Source organism: Opitutia bacterium ISCC 52, from assembly GCA_014529675.2.
In the GTDB taxonomy this organism is placed as follows: Bacteria; Verrucomicrobiota; Verrucomicrobiia; order Opitutales; family UBA2995; genus UBA2995.
The window spans coordinates 308,631-324,745 of the sequence record CP076040.1 but is presented as its reverse complement, the minus strand read 5'-3'; the positions used below and the strand labels follow the sequence as shown (position 1 = coordinate 324,745).

At 45.8% G+C, this 16,115-nt stretch carries 16 protein-coding genes and 3 tRNA genes; 9 read left to right on the top strand and 10 right to left on the bottom strand.

The features are described from left to right. Nucleotides 1-263: 263 nt before the first annotated feature. The 4 genes from GA003_01395 to GA003_01380 all read right to left on the bottom strand — a co-directional run bounded on the left by GA003_01395 (nucleotide 264) and on the right by GA003_01380 (nucleotide 5,999). The gene (locus tag GA003_01395; GenBank protein ID QXD28662.1) at nucleotides 264-1,751 is read right to left on the bottom strand and encodes a DNA photolyase family protein; all 1,488 of its coding nucleotides are present in this window, start codon (nucleotides 1,749-1,751) and stop codon (nucleotides 264-266) included. Then, nucleotides 1,748-2,833, bottom strand: coding sequence for a deoxyribodipyrimidine photolyase (locus tag GA003_01390; protein ID QXD28661.1), 1,086 nt, complete (start codon nucleotides 2,831-2,833; stop codon nucleotides 1,748-1,750). The genes GA003_01395 and GA003_01390 overlap by 4 nt, the downstream gene beginning before the upstream one ends. Nucleotides 2,834-4,126: 1,293 nt before the next feature. Further along, nucleotides 4,127-5,650 (bottom strand): leucine-rich repeat domain-containing protein, encoded by a 1,524-nt coding sequence (locus GA003_01385; GenBank protein QXD28660.1) that lies wholly within the window; start codon nucleotides 5,648-5,650, stop codon nucleotides 4,127-4,129. A gap of 273 nt (nucleotides 5,651-5,923) precedes the next feature. Next, a tRNA-Thr gene (locus tag GA003_01380) sits at nucleotides 5,924-5,999 on the bottom strand. A gap of 267 nt (nucleotides 6,000-6,266) precedes the next feature. Between GA003_01380 and GA003_01375 the strand changes: the two genes are divergently transcribed. Further along, entirely contained in the window at nucleotides 6,267-6,671 is a 405-nt protein-coding gene (locus GA003_01375) for a hypothetical protein (protein ID QXD28659.1), read from the top strand. A 70-nt stretch (nucleotides 6,672-6,741) separates the two neighbouring features. On the opposite strand, the gene GA003_01370 is transcribed toward GA003_01375, so the two are convergent. Then, nucleotides 6,742-7,299, bottom strand: a complete 558-nt coding sequence (locus GA003_01370; GenBank protein QXD28658.1) for a VPDSG-CTERM sorting domain-containing protein — start codon at nucleotides 7,297-7,299, stop codon at nucleotides 6,742-6,744. Between the two features lie 148 nt (nucleotides 7,300-7,447). On the opposite strand from GA003_01370, the gene GA003_01365 reads away from it, so the two are divergent. From GA003_01365 to GA003_01335, 7 genes are all read left to right on the top strand, one after another. After that, nucleotides 7,448-7,996, top strand: coding sequence for a hypothetical protein (locus GA003_01365; GenBank protein QXD28657.1), 549 nt, complete (start codon nucleotides 7,448-7,450; stop codon nucleotides 7,994-7,996). Nucleotides 7,997-8,032: 36 nt separating this feature from the next. After that, complete coding sequence (locus GA003_01360; protein QXD28656.1) at nucleotides 8,033-8,542, top strand: hypothetical protein; 510 nt, start codon at nucleotides 8,033-8,035, stop codon at nucleotides 8,540-8,542. Beyond that, the gene (locus GA003_01355) at nucleotides 8,535-8,777 is read left to right on the top strand and encodes a hypothetical protein (protein ID QXD28655.1); all 243 of its coding nucleotides are present in this window, start codon (nucleotides 8,535-8,537) and stop codon (nucleotides 8,775-8,777) included. Before GA003_01360 ends, GA003_01355 begins: the two co-directional genes overlap by 8 nt. A gap of 93 nt (nucleotides 8,778-8,870) precedes the next feature. Further along, nucleotides 8,871-9,437 carry a hypothetical protein gene (locus GA003_01350; protein ID QXD28654.1) on the top strand — a complete coding sequence of 189 codons (567 nt, stop codon included), beginning with the start codon at nucleotides 8,871-8,873 and terminating at the stop codon, nucleotides 9,435-9,437. Between the two features lie 63 nt (nucleotides 9,438-9,500). Further along, nucleotides 9,501-9,950, top strand: coding sequence for a sel1 repeat family protein (locus GA003_01345; protein ID QXD28653.1), 450 nt, complete (start codon nucleotides 9,501-9,503; stop codon nucleotides 9,948-9,950). 5 nt (nucleotides 9,951-9,955) lie between these two features. Continuing rightward, entirely contained in the window at nucleotides 9,956-10,720 is a 765-nt protein-coding gene (locus GA003_01340) for a DnaJ domain-containing protein (protein ID QXD28652.1), read from the top strand. A 127-nt stretch (nucleotides 10,721-10,847) separates the two neighbouring features. Beyond that, a complete protein-coding gene (locus GA003_01335; protein QXD28651.1) occupies nucleotides 10,848-11,069 on the top strand; it encodes a hypothetical protein in 222 nt (73 codons plus the stop codon). Nucleotides 11,070-11,224: 155 nt separating this feature from the next. Here the strand turns inward: GA003_01335 and GA003_01330 are convergent, their stop codons facing one another. The 4 genes from GA003_01330 to GA003_01315 form a co-directional block, all read right to left on the bottom strand. Continuing rightward, the gene (locus tag GA003_01330) at nucleotides 11,225-11,740 is read right to left on the bottom strand and encodes a hypothetical protein (GenBank protein ID QXD28650.1); all 516 of its coding nucleotides are present in this window, start codon (nucleotides 11,738-11,740) and stop codon (nucleotides 11,225-11,227) included. A gap of 103 nt (nucleotides 11,741-11,843) precedes the next feature. Next, nucleotides 11,844-12,296, bottom strand: coding sequence for a regulator (locus GA003_01325; protein QXD30310.1), 453 nt, complete (start codon nucleotides 12,294-12,296; stop codon nucleotides 11,844-11,846). A 587-nt stretch (nucleotides 12,297-12,883) separates the two neighbouring features. Continuing rightward, nucleotides 12,884-12,959 (bottom strand) — tRNA-Thr (locus GA003_01320). A 2-nt stretch (nucleotides 12,960-12,961) separates the two neighbouring features. Then, nucleotides 12,962-13,037: transfer RNA gene (locus tag GA003_01315), tRNA-Lys, on the bottom strand. A gap of 290 nt (nucleotides 13,038-13,327) precedes the next feature. Here GA003_01315 and GA003_01310 point away from each other — a divergent pair. Beyond that, nucleotides 13,328-13,654 carry a hypothetical protein gene (locus GA003_01310; protein QXD28649.1) on the top strand — a complete coding sequence of 109 codons (327 nt, stop codon included), beginning with the start codon at nucleotides 13,328-13,330 and terminating at the stop codon, nucleotides 13,652-13,654. A 177-nt stretch (nucleotides 13,655-13,831) separates the two neighbouring features. On the opposite strand, the gene GA003_01305 is transcribed toward GA003_01310, so the two are convergent. Continuing rightward, nucleotides 13,832-16,069, bottom strand: coding sequence for a carbohydrate binding family 9 domain-containing protein (locus GA003_01305; protein ID QXD28648.1), 2,238 nt, complete (start codon nucleotides 16,067-16,069; stop codon nucleotides 13,832-13,834). Nucleotides 16,070-16,115: the final 46 nt, after the last annotated feature.

Genomic DNA, 16,115 nt, shown 5'->3' with positions numbered 1-16,115 from the left:
GAGATGCGGACTCTGTTAATTCGATCAGCTCAAAAAAGCCTTTCGAACTTTTGCAATGACACATTTACTGAAAGATCCGCATCGAATCGCTGGAGGTATGAAGTGGGCAGCAGAAAAAGGTTTCATGCATAACGAACTACGATACTGTTCAGCTTTGCCTATTTTGAGCAACCTGCTCAGCGGTTTGTGATCTTTGAGCCTGGATGATTTGTTTCACAATACAAAGTGGAAATGCATAATCATTTGGGACTCTTTTATATTCCTTAAATTTGTTGAGCCGGTTGAGCTACGCTTGAAGTGTTACGGGTATGTGTCTTGAGAATGCGGGCGCGTTCTGATCTGACCAACGGATTACTACGATGGCCCCATATTTTCTTACGAGCCTGTTTAGCTCGCTCCAATGGGTCTATTATAGGACAAGGGTAAGTCTCTCCGATTTTTACGCCACACATGGTTTGTTCCAATAGCTCCATTTTCCATGGGGTATGTGTAAATGCGTTCGGGACGCCCTCAAGTTCTGGAACCCAGCGATGAATGAAATGACCCAGCGGATCATGTTCCAGGGATTGTTTTACAGGGTTGTAGATTCGTATGGCATTTGTACCAGTAGTTCCGGCCTGCATTTGAAATTGGGTGAAGTGTATCCCCGGTTCGTAATCGAGAAAAAGTCGCGCCAAGTGGTTAGTACCTCGTCTCCAGTCTTGGTCCAAGTGGTGACACAAGACAGAAACCAACATGGCTCGCATGCGAAAATTGATCCAACCGGTTTCATGAAGGCAACGCATTAATGCATCGACCAGTGGCAAACCTGTATGACCGGTTTTCCAAGCCTCCAGCCAATCCGATCTGTTCTCGTGTTCCAGCGACTCATAACCTCGATTCACGCACTGGTATTCGTAACTACATTCGACTTCGAACTTTTGCATAAAATGGCAATGCCATTTGAGACGTTGCAGAAATGCCGAGAAGGGACGTTTGTGATTTGCATATTGGTCATGCTGCTTGATGAATCGATAGGCTTGTTTAACAGAAAGATTGCCCCATGCGAGATGAGTAGAAAGGCGGGAACAGGATACGCGACTCTCTGCCGGTTTAGAAATGTGCTTGTGGTAATTTAGTCCCCTTTCTTCAGCGAAAGAGGAGAGCTGATGGTATGCCTCCGGTTCTCCAGGTTTTTGGAAGGCATGAGGATAACTTTCCAATTCCTTAAGGAGATTGGCATTGAGGGTAAAGGGATGCTTTTTGAGGGTAAGGGACTGCATGGAATAACGATTCTCAATGCCAGGTGAATGCATAATAAAAAACCACTTTTTATCCCAACCCTTTCGGTCCTTGATTCCACGTAAAATGCCGTCACGTTGAAACTCCGTCCACTGCGTTCCGTGCTCTTGGAGAATCGTTCTAACCTGTTTGTCCCGGTTCCAGGTGGTTTCCGTCCCCGTCTCCTGATAACTAAAAACATTCCTTACTGAATAATGTTTTAGGGCCCAGCAAAAAACCTCGGTGGCCTCTCCAAAGAAAAGATCCACTTTTCGCCCAGAGGACCCAAGCCCTCGGTTCATGGAAGGCAGGCTGTGATAAGTAAACTGCCAATGACGTAGACTCCAGTCGGGATGCTTTTGGAAGGATGGTTCCAGCAAACAGCAAATAAAGTAAGGGATACCTGCCTCCTCTGCAGCTTGCAGAGGTGCATGATCGGCAAGACGTAGGTCTCGCTTGAGCCAGACAATGTTAATGGGGCACTTAGTCATCTTGTTTCTCGCTCGCAGCGTTTCCAAAAGGCAAAGAAAGAGCGGAAATAGCCTGTCGTTTCAAACATCCATTCCCGAGGCTCTTCTGTCCCTTGAAACTGATTCAGGGGATGCTCTTTGAACCGTACTTCTGTCCCGCCCAAATGTGATTGTAAAGCAGCAAAGCTTCCGGTAAAAATTTGGATGCCTGGTATATTTTTTGCGAGCTCTAAGACAAAACGTATACAAGGCTCCGATACTGGGTATTTGGAGAAGACCTCTGGCTCGAGTAAAAGTACACGATTTGCCTTCATTTCAACATGCCATCGCGGATCGAGGTTGTAATAATTGTAGATAAGTGTTGGGAGTTCTGCATCGATTTCAGAAGGTGTGGTTTTCGGCAGCTTGGTCGTTAGTTCGGGATCGGCGAGAGGCACCAAAGCTTCAGGTTTCGGGTCGGTCAACAATCGACTGTAGGGTTTATCGAGGAAAGTTCCGCGTTGCTGGGAATGACAATAACGGTTGATATTCTCCTGATTTGCGATGTATTGTTTGCGGCTGTTGGAGCCCGCTACCCACTGCCAGCTCAGCGCGTTACTCGCCCAATCCCCATCGAGAAGATGATGATACATCCAGCGAGCCGGGGCTCTCCAGTGACTTCTACCAAGGTTACAAGCCATGGCTGCAACATACATGCGAACATGGTTATGAAGATAACCGGTTTCATAAAATGTTTCGATCGCTGTATCAATCGCATGAATACCTGTTTCAGCCCGAATAATGGAAATCGCCAATTGATGATTGTCGAATCCAGGCTGAGGGTGAAGCAGATCCTTTTCAATCGCCGACCCCTTATGAATCCATACCTGCTGCCAGTAATCCCGCCAAGCCAACTCTTGAATGAACTTTTTAATCTTTTCTGGATTGTATCCCCGACCCAACACTGAATGGAGCACCTGTTTTGTAGAAATAACACCTCTGGAGATGTAGGGTGACAAGTAAGTTACGGCACCATCCACAAAATTTCGACTCCGCCCATAAGCAATGGGATCTACCTGCTCTATCCTGTTGAGAACCTCGTTGTATTGAGTTGGGAATATCATTACAGGATGATGTTTTCTTCAACAAGGCACCGGAAACTGTTGCTTCGGTCGTGTTTTGTTTTGGATCCGCTGAGCTCGAGCCGCAAAAGATGGAGGTCTACAGCTTCGGTTTGGACCCGAATTTTAAATTTCAGATCAGTAGCGGTTTGCTTCAATACCTCGCCGCAATATGCGAACAGGCTATGGGTTTTGGGGAACATTTTTTAGTTATTGGTTACAGCTTGGCTTTCCAAAAGATCTGCCATTCGAAATGGGGTTCTTGATAGAGAGTTGTAGAGTGGGCTTTTGGACTTAGTAAAATTGCTGGAAGTCTTCGCAATGGGGGAGATTTTGATGCCATGTTGAATTGAGTTGAAAACGCGCAAATGCTCGATCCAGTGCATCCGTAACGACGCTGCGGATGAGACAATAAGGAAATTCCAAAAACATTTTGTTTTGTGTATAACTTTGAGCAGAGAGAAAAACCACAAAAAGGCTGAAATTAATCTTGGTCACCAGCAACCCAACCGCGCTATTTGGATAAAATTAGATTATTCAAATACGACTCAGTGTGCCTGCTGTGCATCCTGCTTTTCCGTTCCTTAAAAGATACCTCAATAGGGAGCATGAAATGCTTTTTAAATCTCACAACATACAATCGGGCTGGTCGAATACCTCTCGTTGGAAGCTGTAAAACCAGATAAAAGTGCCATAACAAAAGAGAGTTAATAGTGAACCTCCCTTTTCAAAATGAAGCCGGCGATGGGACTTATTACGTGGAGCCTAGCGAGGATAAGACAGACTGCGAAGCAGATTGGAACACCCGCGCAGGTGAAAGAACCGAAGCTGGAAACATTTTTACAGGATAGCCAATCCCCAATTTATTGATATCGAATTAAAAGAAAGCATCGCTGAAGCGGTCGATGAGTTTGCCAAGCAGAAGAAGCTGGAGGGAATTAAAAGCTTGAGCCGATACAATCCAAAGAAGGTCGGACTGATCCTCTATCTATGGAGTCAGGGCGTCAGCCAATCGACGATGGTGAAGAAATATCATTTGTCTCACGGCACTATCAAACACACACTAATTGAGTATGCCAACCACACAACACGCTGGCGCAAGTTGGGTGTTGAAATTAATAGACGACTATTCCTTGAGCTAAGCTCCATTGAAGAGGACATGGTGTCAGATTTACAGCAGCGACTCAGCTCCGGAGAATTGAAACCAACATTCAGTGATTTGTTGCCGGTGAGCGTTGCTTTGGACAAGGCGGAACGGCAAGCGATGAGAGCTATAGAAGATGTTGGGCAGGTGAACTATTCGTTTGAAACCCTAACTCTCAAAAACTCTTTGTCTGAGCTTGGAATCAATTCGTATTCTGGAGCATCAAGGGTGGTCCAGTTTTGTAGGTCGTCCGAAGCTTGAATTTGGAAATCAAACAACAACTTACCCTCACTGTTCTTCCTCATCATCGGGGCACCTATTCTTACGTCTTCAACAGTGTTTTCACCAAATAGTCCATGAATGGTAGGGTTATTGATAACATCCGTTTGCCCTAGTGTGCGTGCGGCTGTTTCGGCATTAGCTACGAATGTATCTATTGAAGTCTTTTCCACACGAACTTGATCGGCTGACAAACTATAAGAACTATAGTTTTCCTCCATAAAGAGGGTTACCGGAAGAGTTACGCTGGTAAGGCTGGTGCAACCAAAGAACGCATATCCCTCAATATACGTGACGCTGTCAGGGATGGTGATGCTTGTAAGGCTGATGCAATGAACGAACGCCTCCCATTCAATAATCGTCACGCTGTCAGGGATGGTGACGCTGGTAAGGCTCCGGCAAGCGGCGAAAGCAGCATAACCAATACTCGTGACGCTGTTTCCGATGGTGACACTGGTAAGGCTGCTGGAACCAAAGAACGCACTAGGACTAATACTCGTGACGCTGTCGGAGATGGTGTAAGAGTCATTCTCTTTTGCAGTTGGGTATTTAATCAATGACGTTTGCAGTTTATTAAATAATACACCATCTACAGAACTATAATTTGAGTTATTAGTATCAACCGTGATACTAAAAAGATTATAACATGCATCGAAATTATTTTCCCCAATAGTCGTCACGCTGGCAGGAATAGTGAAATTGATAATGCCTTCGACATGATAGAATGCATAACGCTCGATAGTGGTCACGCCGTCTGGGATGATGATACTAATAAGCTGCGATCTCCCATATAAGAAAGCGTGATCACCAATAGTCGTCACGCCGTCTGGAATGGTGTAAGAACTATTTTCACTTCCGATTGGGTATAAAATTAATTCAGTCTGTAGTTTATTGAACAATACGCCAGCTAATGAGCTGAAACTTAAGTTGTCTGGATCAACCGTGAAGCTGGTGAGCTTGTAGCAAGTTCCGAAGGCTCTATCACCAATACTAGCTATACCTTTGGGAATGTTAACACTTGAAAGTTTAATACACGAGTTAAAAGCAAACCACTCAATAGACGTGACGCTGTCGGGTATGGTGACGCTTGTAAGGTTGCTGCAATTATAGAAAGCGCATTGACCAATGGTCTTAACGCCGTCGGGGATGGTGACACTTGTCACGGAGGAAGATGAGGGGTCGAAGATAGAATTAAAAGAGCCTCCCTCGACCTTGACGACCGACTTACCGTCAACTTCAGCTGGGATTACCACTTCTGTGTCATCACCCGAATAGCCCGTGATGGTAGCTTGGTTGTCGGAGACCGTGTATGTCCAATCTCCTGAAGTTTCTCCAAACAAAGTCTGATGGACGGAGGCAATAACAAAGGCAGCGAGAAGGGCTAGTGATCTTTTCATCAAGCTAGTGTTCGCACAGCTTGCCTAATAAGTGAACAATTTTTTTCGAGGGTGGTTAATGTATAAATATATCCGGAGACTGGATCCCCTCGACCCCCTCCCCGTGCGGTTCCAATCCTGACGAGTGCAAGGTGGCTGGAAAACAGTGGCTCGCAGGAAAATTGGGTTTTTATCGGAGATTTTTCGGAGATTTTACCCATATACCCACATCCCAAAAAATATTGTCAGAGCTTATGCTGGTTCTCAAGTCGTTGAACTACAACTATTTAAAAGTGGAGCCGGCGATGGGACTTGAACCCGCAACCTACTGATTACAAATCAGTTGCTCTACCAATTGTGCTACGCATGCAAATATCTTATAAATAGTAACTTATAAGATTAAAATCTGTTATTTTATCTGGATAAAAAAAGTTGATGCCCCTATATTGCCTCTAAGGATCTTGCCCTACTAGTGGAACCGTGAACCTAAAAGCTTCCTTTTCAAAGATTATCAAGAGCATTTTCCCACGGCAAGGGGGTCGGGGTCGCGGGGGGCGGCAGCATCGCAATATATATACATCAACTGCCCCCAGAAAAAATTGTCGCCCTATGGGGCAATCTCTGATTTGGTTAAGATATGAAATCGCTCTCCATCCTACTCGCCCTCGGTTGCCTCTTTTTTCCAGGCTGTGAGACTGTACCGAAAGTAGCTGAGACTCAATCAGCCCAAATCCCCGAAGCGGATGAAGAACCGCTCGGCGGCAATTTCCTTATTAAATATGTTAACCCTTGGCGAGGAGCGGAAGAGAATTCGGAACTACGGTTCAATGAAGCGAGTGAAGGATTTTCGGGTGCGGTTATTACTCCAACAGGCGAGGCACCACTCAAAAACGTAGTCCTTGAATCTGATGGCTCGGCAACTGCTAATTTTACAATTAGTGGTTATTCTTTTGATCTCAAAGCTGTCATTGATGGAGATGACATTGAGGGAGAGCTAAGTGGTCAGCGGAAAATCAGCTTTAGTGGATCGCGATTAAAATAGTGCCTTGATCGCATACCTAAGCAACTGCCCCCAGAAAAAATTGTCCCTCAAAGGGCGTCTGAAGCTATTCTTATCCCAGCTTCCGCCTAGCGAAGGCTAGAGCCGCAACACCCACTCCAAGAAGGGCTGCTGTGGACCCTGTGTCGGGGACGGAACTGTATTGAACTATAAAAGTATCGCCGTCATCCTCATACGTACCTACGTTGAAATCGCCAAACGTATGCCCTTCTCCCCCAAGGTCTATCGTTGCACTGCCTGAAATCTCATACGAGCCGGGCGTTGAAGTGAAGATGGCAAACCAAATCCACAAATCGTCATCGTTTGAGCCGCCACCATCGTTCAGCTGAATCCTAGTTAATGCATGTCCTGATGCAGTTATCCCAGATGACGGAGTAAACCATGTAGCATTTAACCCGGAGCCGTTTGTGATAAAATCCCCTATATTTCCAAAATATTTATCGCCGGCCGGCCAAAAGGTTTGAGAAATATAAGCCTCCCCAGTGGCCGTGAGTGTTATTTCGGTCGCCGAGTCGTTCAGAGCCGAAATGGTAATGGTTATCGCCGATGCCGAAGCAGGGAGGCATGCCAACAGGAGACTGACTTTGAGCAGGGGTAACACTCTTTTCATATCGTAACACAATATTATGCGTTGGCCGATGTGAAGCAGACCAACGGGGACGGGGTCGCGGGGGGCGGCAGCATCGCAATATATATACATCAACTGCCCCCAGAAAAAATTGTCGCCCTAACAGGTCTTCTTCATGTTTGGTTTTATTATGAAAACAAACACCTTCATCACCTTAAGTACAGCAACTGCCAATGTCGGGGTCCTAGTCGGACTGGTCTTCCTTATCTTTGAAATTAAACAGAATTCTGCCATCGCACTATCCGAGATAAGACAGGAAAGAACTCTTAGTATTATTAATGAATACACCGCTTACGCCAGAGATGAGCAATTCAACTCTCTTCTTCACCGAGCGATAGATAATGCGGATTTTGACTCTGTACCCAATAATGAATGGGGACAGATAAGACACTATGAACTAGCAAGGGGCTTCCGACTTGAAGACGTTTTCTTTCAGTACCAGGAAGGATTAATTGATGAGAATGCATACCGTTTCAGCATAGCTATGGCTGCAAGCAGAACGCCTCTTTGGAAATGGTTAAGAATTCCAGATCCTAACCCTAAATTTCGGGCGGCTATTAAGAGCTACATGGAAGATTCAGAATTCAAGGAGAGCAACTTTGCGATATTTTTCAAAAAATGGAGTGAGGGCAAGATAAGTCCCTCCAAAGGCTTAGGCTCACCCTTTGTGTTTGAATAATCTCACAGCTTCTTAATTCCCCAGTTTAGCGTAATTATGAAAACAAACACCATCCTTACTATCACCACAGCACTTGGAAACGTAGCTGTACTCGCTGGCCTCGTTTTCCTGATTATTGAAATGCGGCAGACTTCAAGCATCGCTCGGTCTGAGATCAGGCAGGATCGCAGTAACGCGATGATTGAGGAATTCAGCCAGATATACTCCGAAGATTCAGTGCTTTCTGTTCATATGGCTCTAATGGAAGGTGATTTTGAGGCAATCACTGGCCTAGATAAAGAAAGACTGTTCTGGTTTGAGAGGGTAAGGTACCAACGATTTGAAGACGTATACTATCAGTTCATAAATGGGTTGATTGATGAAAGTCCATTCAGGGAAAGCATGGCGTTTGCTGCAAACAGGAAGGCTTTGTGGGGATGGCTAGGTATACCTAAACCCAATGCTGGAATGAATGCTGAGGTTGATAGGTTTCACACTTCCGAATACTTTTCTCCAGAGCCATGGGCCATACGTTTCTCTAACTGGCTAGAATCAAAAGATGCCTAAAGTCTACTCACTAAAGAAACTCAATCCACAGGACTCCATCTGGAAACACTATCCAGAGGATGATTTTGTCCGCTGGGTCGGAGATGATGAGGAAGAAGCTAGGAAGAACGCGGCCAGAGGATCCCTTCCAAGGAACAAGGCCATGAGCATGTCTCCATGGCTAAATAAGGAGCAAACTTCCTGTGAGCTTGAGTACAACTCGGAACAGGATGGTGTCGCTGGAGTTACTGATTAGGGACACCCTCCCATCACAAGATGGGTTGAGAGCATCAACTAGCCTCCGAAAAAATGTTCTTCCTAAGCTCTAGTTTTTATCTACACTACAGCGATGAAAATAAAAGCTCTAGTTATATCCTTTGGACTGATTTCACTCCTTTTTCTAGGTTGCAGCACTACACAAAAGACAGCTGGAACTGGAGGCTACAGCGCAGTTGCCCAAAACGTAGTGAGAATTGCACTAGTTGAGGCTTCTAAAAATTTAGATTTTTCACCTTACGCTGGCCAACCAATTTCCTGCCAGATCATAGGATTTGCCGATGAAAATATGCGTCCATATTTCCAATATTTCTTTGAATCAAAAATAGAAAATGCAGGGTGTATTTTAAGCGGACCCGACTCTGATTTAGTACTTCAAGTAGTTGTCCATTCAGCAGGTAATGATCAGGGTGTCTCAGCAATCCCTGTTATTCAGAACCGCACTAGATCGGAGGGAAAAGTAAATATGAGCATCATATTAAGAGATAAAAATAACCAAAAGCTCATGGATGAAGATATTTCAGGTGAATCCAAATTTGAAAGTCGCACTACTCTGGGAATTGCAGCGATGGATGGAGCGTATTACGTCAATGAAAATGGGTTGAGATGGGTTAAAATTGATGACCCTAATAATTTCTAGTTAACCTAACCGCTCTCCCATTATTCCTTCACAAGCTGAAGGATGGGTGCTATATATTAAGCAATGAAAGCACTCCTAACAATTATTCTCCTTCTCGCCTTCGGCGCATGTGTTTGGGGCGACACGCCCACTCCCGAACAAATTGCGGAATGGAAAGAAGCTGCTGAAAATGGGAATGTTGATGCTCAGTATAATCTTAGTGTTATGTATGAGTACGGGAGAGGCGTTCCTGAAGACGACAAGGAAGCTTTGAAATGGCTTATGAAATCAGCCGAACAAGGGAATCCTCTGGCTCAGTTCAAGCTTGGATATTGGTATTATGTTGGGCAAGGAGTTCCTAAAGATTTCAAGGAATCAGCTAAGTGGTGGCTCATTGCTGCTGCCAATGGGGATGAAGATGCCAAGGAAGTGAAAGCAGATTTGGCTGAATTAATGACCAAAGAACAAATTGCTAAAGCTCAAGACCTCTCACGGGAAATGCTTAAGGCCAACCCGAAGTTGATGGGCGACTAGCCATAATGAGTAAGGACTACTATTCAATTTTGGGTGTTTTGCCCAGTGCAGAGCCAGCAGTAATCACAGCGGCATACAAAGCTCTTTCTAAGCTTTATCATCCCGATCTCTATCAAGGAGAGGATTCTCATGATCGCATGGCTGCTATAAACAAAGCCTACGATACATTATCAAATGAGGAGAAGCGAACCGAGTATGATGCTTCAAGAAAGGATGAACTACCTGAAGAAGATCCATTCTTCACTGAATCTCAAGGTGGGTCTAATGACCCTTTTAAGGATGAATGGGAAATTGCCCTGTCCTATCACCCCGAAGTGAAGGAGTATTCTGAGGAGCTTTCTTCACTATCATCACGGCTAGGATTTATCTTTAGAATAACACTCTTGGAATCCAAAAAATTTATGGAAGCTGAGGAATTAAAACAGCGTCTTAGAAAGGCTTTTTTGGAAACCTATTTTGGGGAAAATAGAAGTGTTATCGAATTAGCCAATTTCCTGATTAAGAAGAAAAATAAAGAGGTTTTAAGAGAACTTAATAAGGCCGTTAGTATCTTAGGAGATAGCAGTGCCATAGAAATTATAAAACGCTTAATAGAAAAGCATTCTCTACCATTGCGATGGGATGGATACCAGTATATAGCCTATGACCCTGAGAAAGAAAAGGCCAGTGTGAGAGAACCTGAGTATGATACTGATAGTTGGGTGATGCTTGGTGGATCAGTTTTGCTATTTATCATTTTTCTTATAGTTGTAGGCTCTTGTGAATCTTAATCCACCAATGAAAACCCTCGCTCTATTGGTGTTGTTAGCCACCTGCTCTTTGCTACAGGCGAAACGCCTGTACCCTGAAAGCCACTACTAGCAATACTACGCCAACTTAGTTGGAGGGGAAACGGAAGTGGTTCTTGAGGATAGAACTCGCTGCGACATTGTTACAGCCACTCACGCCATTGAGGTGGACTTTGCGGACAAATGGGCGGAAGCCATTGGGCAGAGTCTTAATTACGCTATGCAGACAGGCAAGAAGGCTGGCATTGTTCTGGTCCTTAAAGACAGAGGTGATGAAGAAGCACCTGGAAAGGCTAAGGAAGATGGCGAGACACTACTCAATGGACATTGAAATTTTCCCGCACAGAGTGTTCTGAAAAAAGCTTCACAAAGAATCTCAAAATTAGTAAATCCTCAGTAGAATGAAACACCTCCCCTTATTAGCACTCGCACTCCTGTTCTCTTTCCCAGTCTCTTCCTTTTTAGATTAACATCTGGGGGCTAAGTTCAGGCTTTCATCCTCTCCTTAGCCTTAGCTAGGACCTTTTCATAGTCTTCTTGGCTAACAACATTCCTAGTGTAATTTGTTTCCTCTCTCCGCTCCTCAATTCTGTGAGCTTGCTGCCAAGATTTTTCCTTAGCTGTTGAGACGTAATAGACATCGCGGAAGTTGGGCTTCAATTTACCGCTCTCCATACGCTCCCTGACATCTTCAATAATATCTTCCTCCAATGAATGAAGATTGAGAAAAAGCTGTTTGGAAAGCCTCGCTCCAACCTCGGCCCATTTACCCAAATGATCAGCGTACTCCATCAAGGTTTTCTTGATCGTCTTGTGGCATATTTTGTGTCGCTTTACCATTTGGCTCTGACTTACGCCTAGGGAGAACAAATAGAGGATCTGGCCAACCTTCTCAGGATTCATCCTAGAAAGACTCTTTACGCCCTCCTCCTGCTTCTTGCTCGCGTACTCATGCACCGCATCAGCGATACTCTCCTTCAACCCTGTGGCTTCCAATATCAAGGTACCATTATAGCACATGAACGCCGTGATTGCCCTTGGAAACCCATCTACTCTAGGCAGAAAAAAATATCTTCGTTAGCCCTAACGCTGAATAATATTTTTATTAGGAATATGCTTCGTAAAGTTCCTTAAGATCGTCAAAACACATGCCTGCAACAACTTCTAAGTTTTCATCTAGTATTTCATATATAGGGTCGGTCGATGTGTACGGCCTTAAACTAAAATATACGACTACGTCTTCATCGCCTCCACCCTCAGTATGTGCCTCTCCTGGAGTTCCCGCTTTAAATACACCTGCAGGACGAACGCTTTTCAAATTCCCATCGGTATCATAAGTGTGAAGTTCTCCCTGAACAGTGAAGGTACTGTAATTTGAGGAATGTTTATGCATAGGAATTTTTGCATTGGCTGAAAATTTAAACAAGATATCGATTACTTTTGCTTTCTCGTCGATGTTCAAAAAAGACAAGGAAACATGCTCTGTTGGTTCTCCATCGGGACCTGGTAGTGGTTTCCAGTCGATTTTTGTTTCATCAAAGGTATTGGCGACTTGGATTTCATTACCGTCACCCGCTTGCGCAAACCCTGCGACAGGGAGCATAGCCGCTGCCGCGACACCATTTTTGAGAAAAGCCCTTCTTTTGATATCTGTCATGTTTGAATTAAGGCAAAATCTGTTCCTAACAGTCAATTGCCTTCATGCATTATTTCACTAATAGCCAGAATGTCTCAGAGGGAGGTTAACTAGAGGGCCTTTTCGGGGAGTTTTTAGGATACTTTGAAATTGCAAAGATAGAAATTTTTGGAACTGCCTCGCCAGAACTAAAAGCGGTTCTCAAGTCGATGGACATGCCAGCTTTTTACAGATCAGCGATGGCAAGTTTCAGTAGGTCGAAATAAAAAAAGAAGCAGCCCTGTCGCCGACGGGGGCGGGGGTAGCGGGGGAGGTCGCCCTAGAATGTATATGCATCAACTGCCGCCACTTCCCATCACCCACTTTTACGGGCTTCAGCTTTGTTGTCCTTGGCATTACTGCCCTTATATTGCCCCTAAAACGGCTGAAAACAAGCTAAATCTGCCTACAATGAAATACAATGGAAATTGCCTTAACATTCACAACTCCCTCTAAAACAGTGTTTTAAATGGAGCCGGCGATGGGACTTGAACCCGCAACCTACTGATTACAAATCAGTTGCTCTACCAATTGAGCTACACCGGCCTTGGTACCCCCCCGGGGACTTGAACCCCGAACCAATTGATTAAGAGTCAACTGCTCTACCAATTGAGCTAGAGAGGCACTTAAGAGCGGACAAAGCTCCAAGGATTTCCGATAATGTCAAACATTATTGGCCCGATATTTAGACTCCTTTACCAATACCTTTAGCAACCAGATCCGAGGCTCTTTTCCAATGCGGAGCGATAGGGATCTTCCAGGGTCAGAACCAACTCCCTCGTCCCGACAGAGCGCAGCGTTTCTCTCTGGACCCAAAAGTATGCTTCGCTCAGGATACCAAATGAAGGAATCCACCGGTGCCATAGCCACTCTGCGCTCCTTCAATTCAATCACCATCGCTTACAAAAGTTTCCATGGAACCAAACTCAGACGAACAGTTCACAGCCGCCGTTGAAAAGTACTACCAGGAGACGCTGAGCTTCCGTTATCAACTGGATAACCGAACGGAAGAGGAGCTGGTTCGCGATGATTACGTGCTGGATCAGTATTCCCAAGGGAAACGCCTAAAAGTGGTTTTGCGAAAAGCCAGTAAGAAACTAAATCTCCCAGACCTGGCACCCGACTCACCCCAACATGCCGCGTGGATTAAATACTATCAGGACCTGATGGCGATCATCGCTAACGACATGAAGATAGAGGCCTACCAAAAGAGCAAAGCCAACTCGGACTCAGATTTATAAAACAGGCGCTCCTTAAACGCTTATAAAGCAGTCAGATATATCCTTACGGCTCTATGAATTCTGAACAGGAATCAAAGTCGTCTAGACCGAATCTAGAAACGCTACCTCTTAATGGAATCTGGCGAATAATTTGACTCAGGATGCTGAACGAATGACGGGAGAATAAAACTCTTTGCCTTAAAACCGAAAGATTGAGCTCAGTTTTATGGTGGTATCAGATTGCTGGCGGACGAAACCGGTCGTTTCATCCAGATAACTTTGGTTGAGTACGAGAAAGACTTTGGCGCCGGGTTTGTATTCCCAGATCAGGCGACTGTTGATGCCCATGCTGTCGGAGATGTTGTCGTACTGAACCAGATTCGACCAGGTGAAGTCGGGGGTAAAATTGATCAGAGCCGTAAGCGAGGCCAGCTTGATATCGAAGTCACCTTGGGGCAGTTCGACGCTTTGTTTGGTATGACCGACAATCGATGCAAAGTGCTTGGATGGGGCCCAGGTAATCTCCGAGGAGTTTTCAACTCGAGTCCCGTCGTAAAAGTCCCCGAATGACAGTTCATGGGTGAAGCTGACGGAACGCTTGGTTGCCGTTTCGAGTACCACTACACCGCGTGTCCAGGAATAGTCGTCCGCAGGAATGACCACGCCTTCTGATATTTCAAACTCTTCGCTCGGCACATCGGACGAGTGCTCCAAACTAAACTCCAAATACTCGGCACTCTCAAAAAGTAGCCCAGCCGGCGTCAGGGTATGGGTCTCCGACTGCAAATTACCAGACAGGTCGGTTACGACTTCCCCTTCGTAGGACAGATAATAGCGTCGCAACCAGGGGATCGACTGCGGTTGAGGCTGATAGGTCGCATTGGTAAAGAAGCGCCGGATGCCGCGCCGAGGAGCAAACCCCAGGGCCGGGTTGAAATCATCATCGATCTGCAGAAAGGCTCCCTCGACTTCGAAGTTGTCAGTCGGAATAACGACATTGCCACCGAAGCTGGGCGAAAGACTATCACTGAACCTTGGATCATCTGACTTGGTACCGAGCACAAAGACATTTGCCTCCAGTCGATATCGGGAAAGGAAATTATTAGTCAGGAAACGAAAGTCCGAACCGAGCAATAGGTTGTCGTACTCAGAATTTGGATCTCCGTGCGTTGCGAGGACTCCCAAAGAGGATTGCTCAAGCACCTGCCGGGATACCCGACCCACAAATGCATTATTAGAATCGAGTGTATCCGTATTATCCAGAACAGCATCGATGATCCCGATGTCGAACTCCCCGACCCTACCCGTCAGTTTGGCCGCGCCGACCAAGGGAACAACCTGTCCCTTGCTACTTAATCCAATGCGTCGACTGAAGTAAGGAAGGAATACCGGCGTGGTTCTCGAGCGACGGCGAAAGCGGCCGCCCAGCCCCCCAAAGTTGAACACTCCACTATCTTCTAAAAAGAAGCGTCGCTTTTCCGGAAAGAACAAAGAGAAGCGCGTGAGGTTCACCTGGCGCGCATCGGTTTCGGCGGCGGCAAAGTCGGTATTGTAACTGACCGTGGCACTCATCTTGGGCGTGATCCGATAACGGAAGTCTCCACCCCAATCAAATTCGAAGTCGTCTTTTCCCAGGACCTTGTCATCGGAATATTTGCCGAGAATGTAAGGATTGAACTCCAACCCAAGCCCCTGCTTCAACCCCGACAAACCTTTGAGCTTCCCTGCCTCCGACACATAGTAGGACCGCATGGATCTACGTGGTGATGACCAGATGCCGCGCTGATCATTGCGCTTGATGTTCCGAGTTACGTTTAAGCCCCAAGTGTCCGACTGAGGATCAAAACTGAACGTGGTCAGCGGAAAAGCCAACTCAGCGAACCAACCGTATTCGGTCACTTGAGTCTTAGCATCCCAAATACCATCCCACTGGGTATTAATGTTTCGGTTGTTACTGGTAATACCGTCCTGACGCGTACCATTGGGGTTGATACGAAACCAGTAGCTGTTGCGCTCATCGTTAAAGGTATCCAATACTACAATCGAGTAGTCATCTGGTCTCAGAGAGTCATCCCGCCGCATCAAGCGCGCTACAATCTTGTCCGGCTCCGAATCCCAATGCCATAAGGCCACGTAAATGAAGTTATCATCGTAAGCGACCCTGAACTCAGACGGCTGAAGCATCGGCTCACCAGAGTAAGGTGAATTTTGAATTAAAGGTCCGCTGGATGGTGCCGTTCGCCAAACTTCCTCATCCAGGAAGCCGTCAATCTTCGGAGGCGTATCCACTCGCGTCGCTATGATTTCCGGCTTAAATCCCTTTTCCATACGGTGCTCAGGCACTTCCTGCGTTTCGGGAATGGGAGCCTCCCAAGCTGACAAGCCGAGGCAAAAGGCAAAGGTTAGGATAAGGATTCTTGGGAGGCAGGTAGACATGGAAAGAGATCTCCGGCGAAGCCGCGGAAGAGAGATCACCAACAAC

Excerpts from the sequence above, each read along its gene's own strand:
- GA003_01395 (QXD28662.1), bottom strand. The coding sequence starts at position 1,751 with ATGACTAAGTGCCCCATTAACATTGTCTGGCTCAAGCGAGACCTACGT.
- GA003_01390 (QXD28661.1), bottom strand. The coding sequence starts at position 2,833 with ATGATATTCCCAACTCAATACAACGAGGTTCTCAACAGGATAGAGCAG.
- GA003_01385 (QXD28660.1), bottom strand. The coding sequence starts at position 5,650 with ATGAAAAGATCACTAGCCCTTCTCGCTGCCTTTGTTATTGCCTCCGTC.
- GA003_01375 (QXD28659.1), top strand. The coding sequence starts at position 6,267 with ATGAAATCGCTCTCCATCCTACTCGCCCTCGGTTGCCTCTTTTTTCCA.
- GA003_01370 (QXD28658.1), bottom strand. The coding sequence starts at position 7,299 with ATGAAAAGAGTGTTACCCCTGCTCAAAGTCAGTCTCCTGTTGGCATGC.
- GA003_01365 (QXD28657.1), top strand. The coding sequence starts at position 7,448 with ATGAAAACAAACACCTTCATCACCTTAAGTACAGCAACTGCCAATGTC.
- GA003_01360 (QXD28656.1), top strand. The coding sequence starts at position 8,033 with ATGAAAACAAACACCATCCTTACTATCACCACAGCACTTGGAAACGTA.
- GA003_01355 (QXD28655.1), top strand. The coding sequence starts at position 8,535 with ATGCCTAAAGTCTACTCACTAAAGAAACTCAATCCACAGGACTCCATC.
- GA003_01350 (QXD28654.1), top strand. The coding sequence starts at position 8,871 with ATGAAAATAAAAGCTCTAGTTATATCCTTTGGACTGATTTCACTCCTT.
- GA003_01345 (QXD28653.1), top strand. The coding sequence starts at position 9,501 with ATGAAAGCACTCCTAACAATTATTCTCCTTCTCGCCTTCGGCGCATGT.
- GA003_01340 (QXD28652.1), top strand. The coding sequence starts at position 9,956 with ATGAGTAAGGACTACTATTCAATTTTGGGTGTTTTGCCCAGTGCAGAG.
- GA003_01310 (QXD28649.1), top strand. The coding sequence starts at position 13,328 with ATGGAACCAAACTCAGACGAACAGTTCACAGCCGCCGTTGAAAAGTAC.
- GA003_01305 (QXD28648.1), bottom strand. The coding sequence starts at position 16,069 with ATGTCTACCTGCCTCCCAAGAATCCTTATCCTAACCTTTGCCTTTTGC.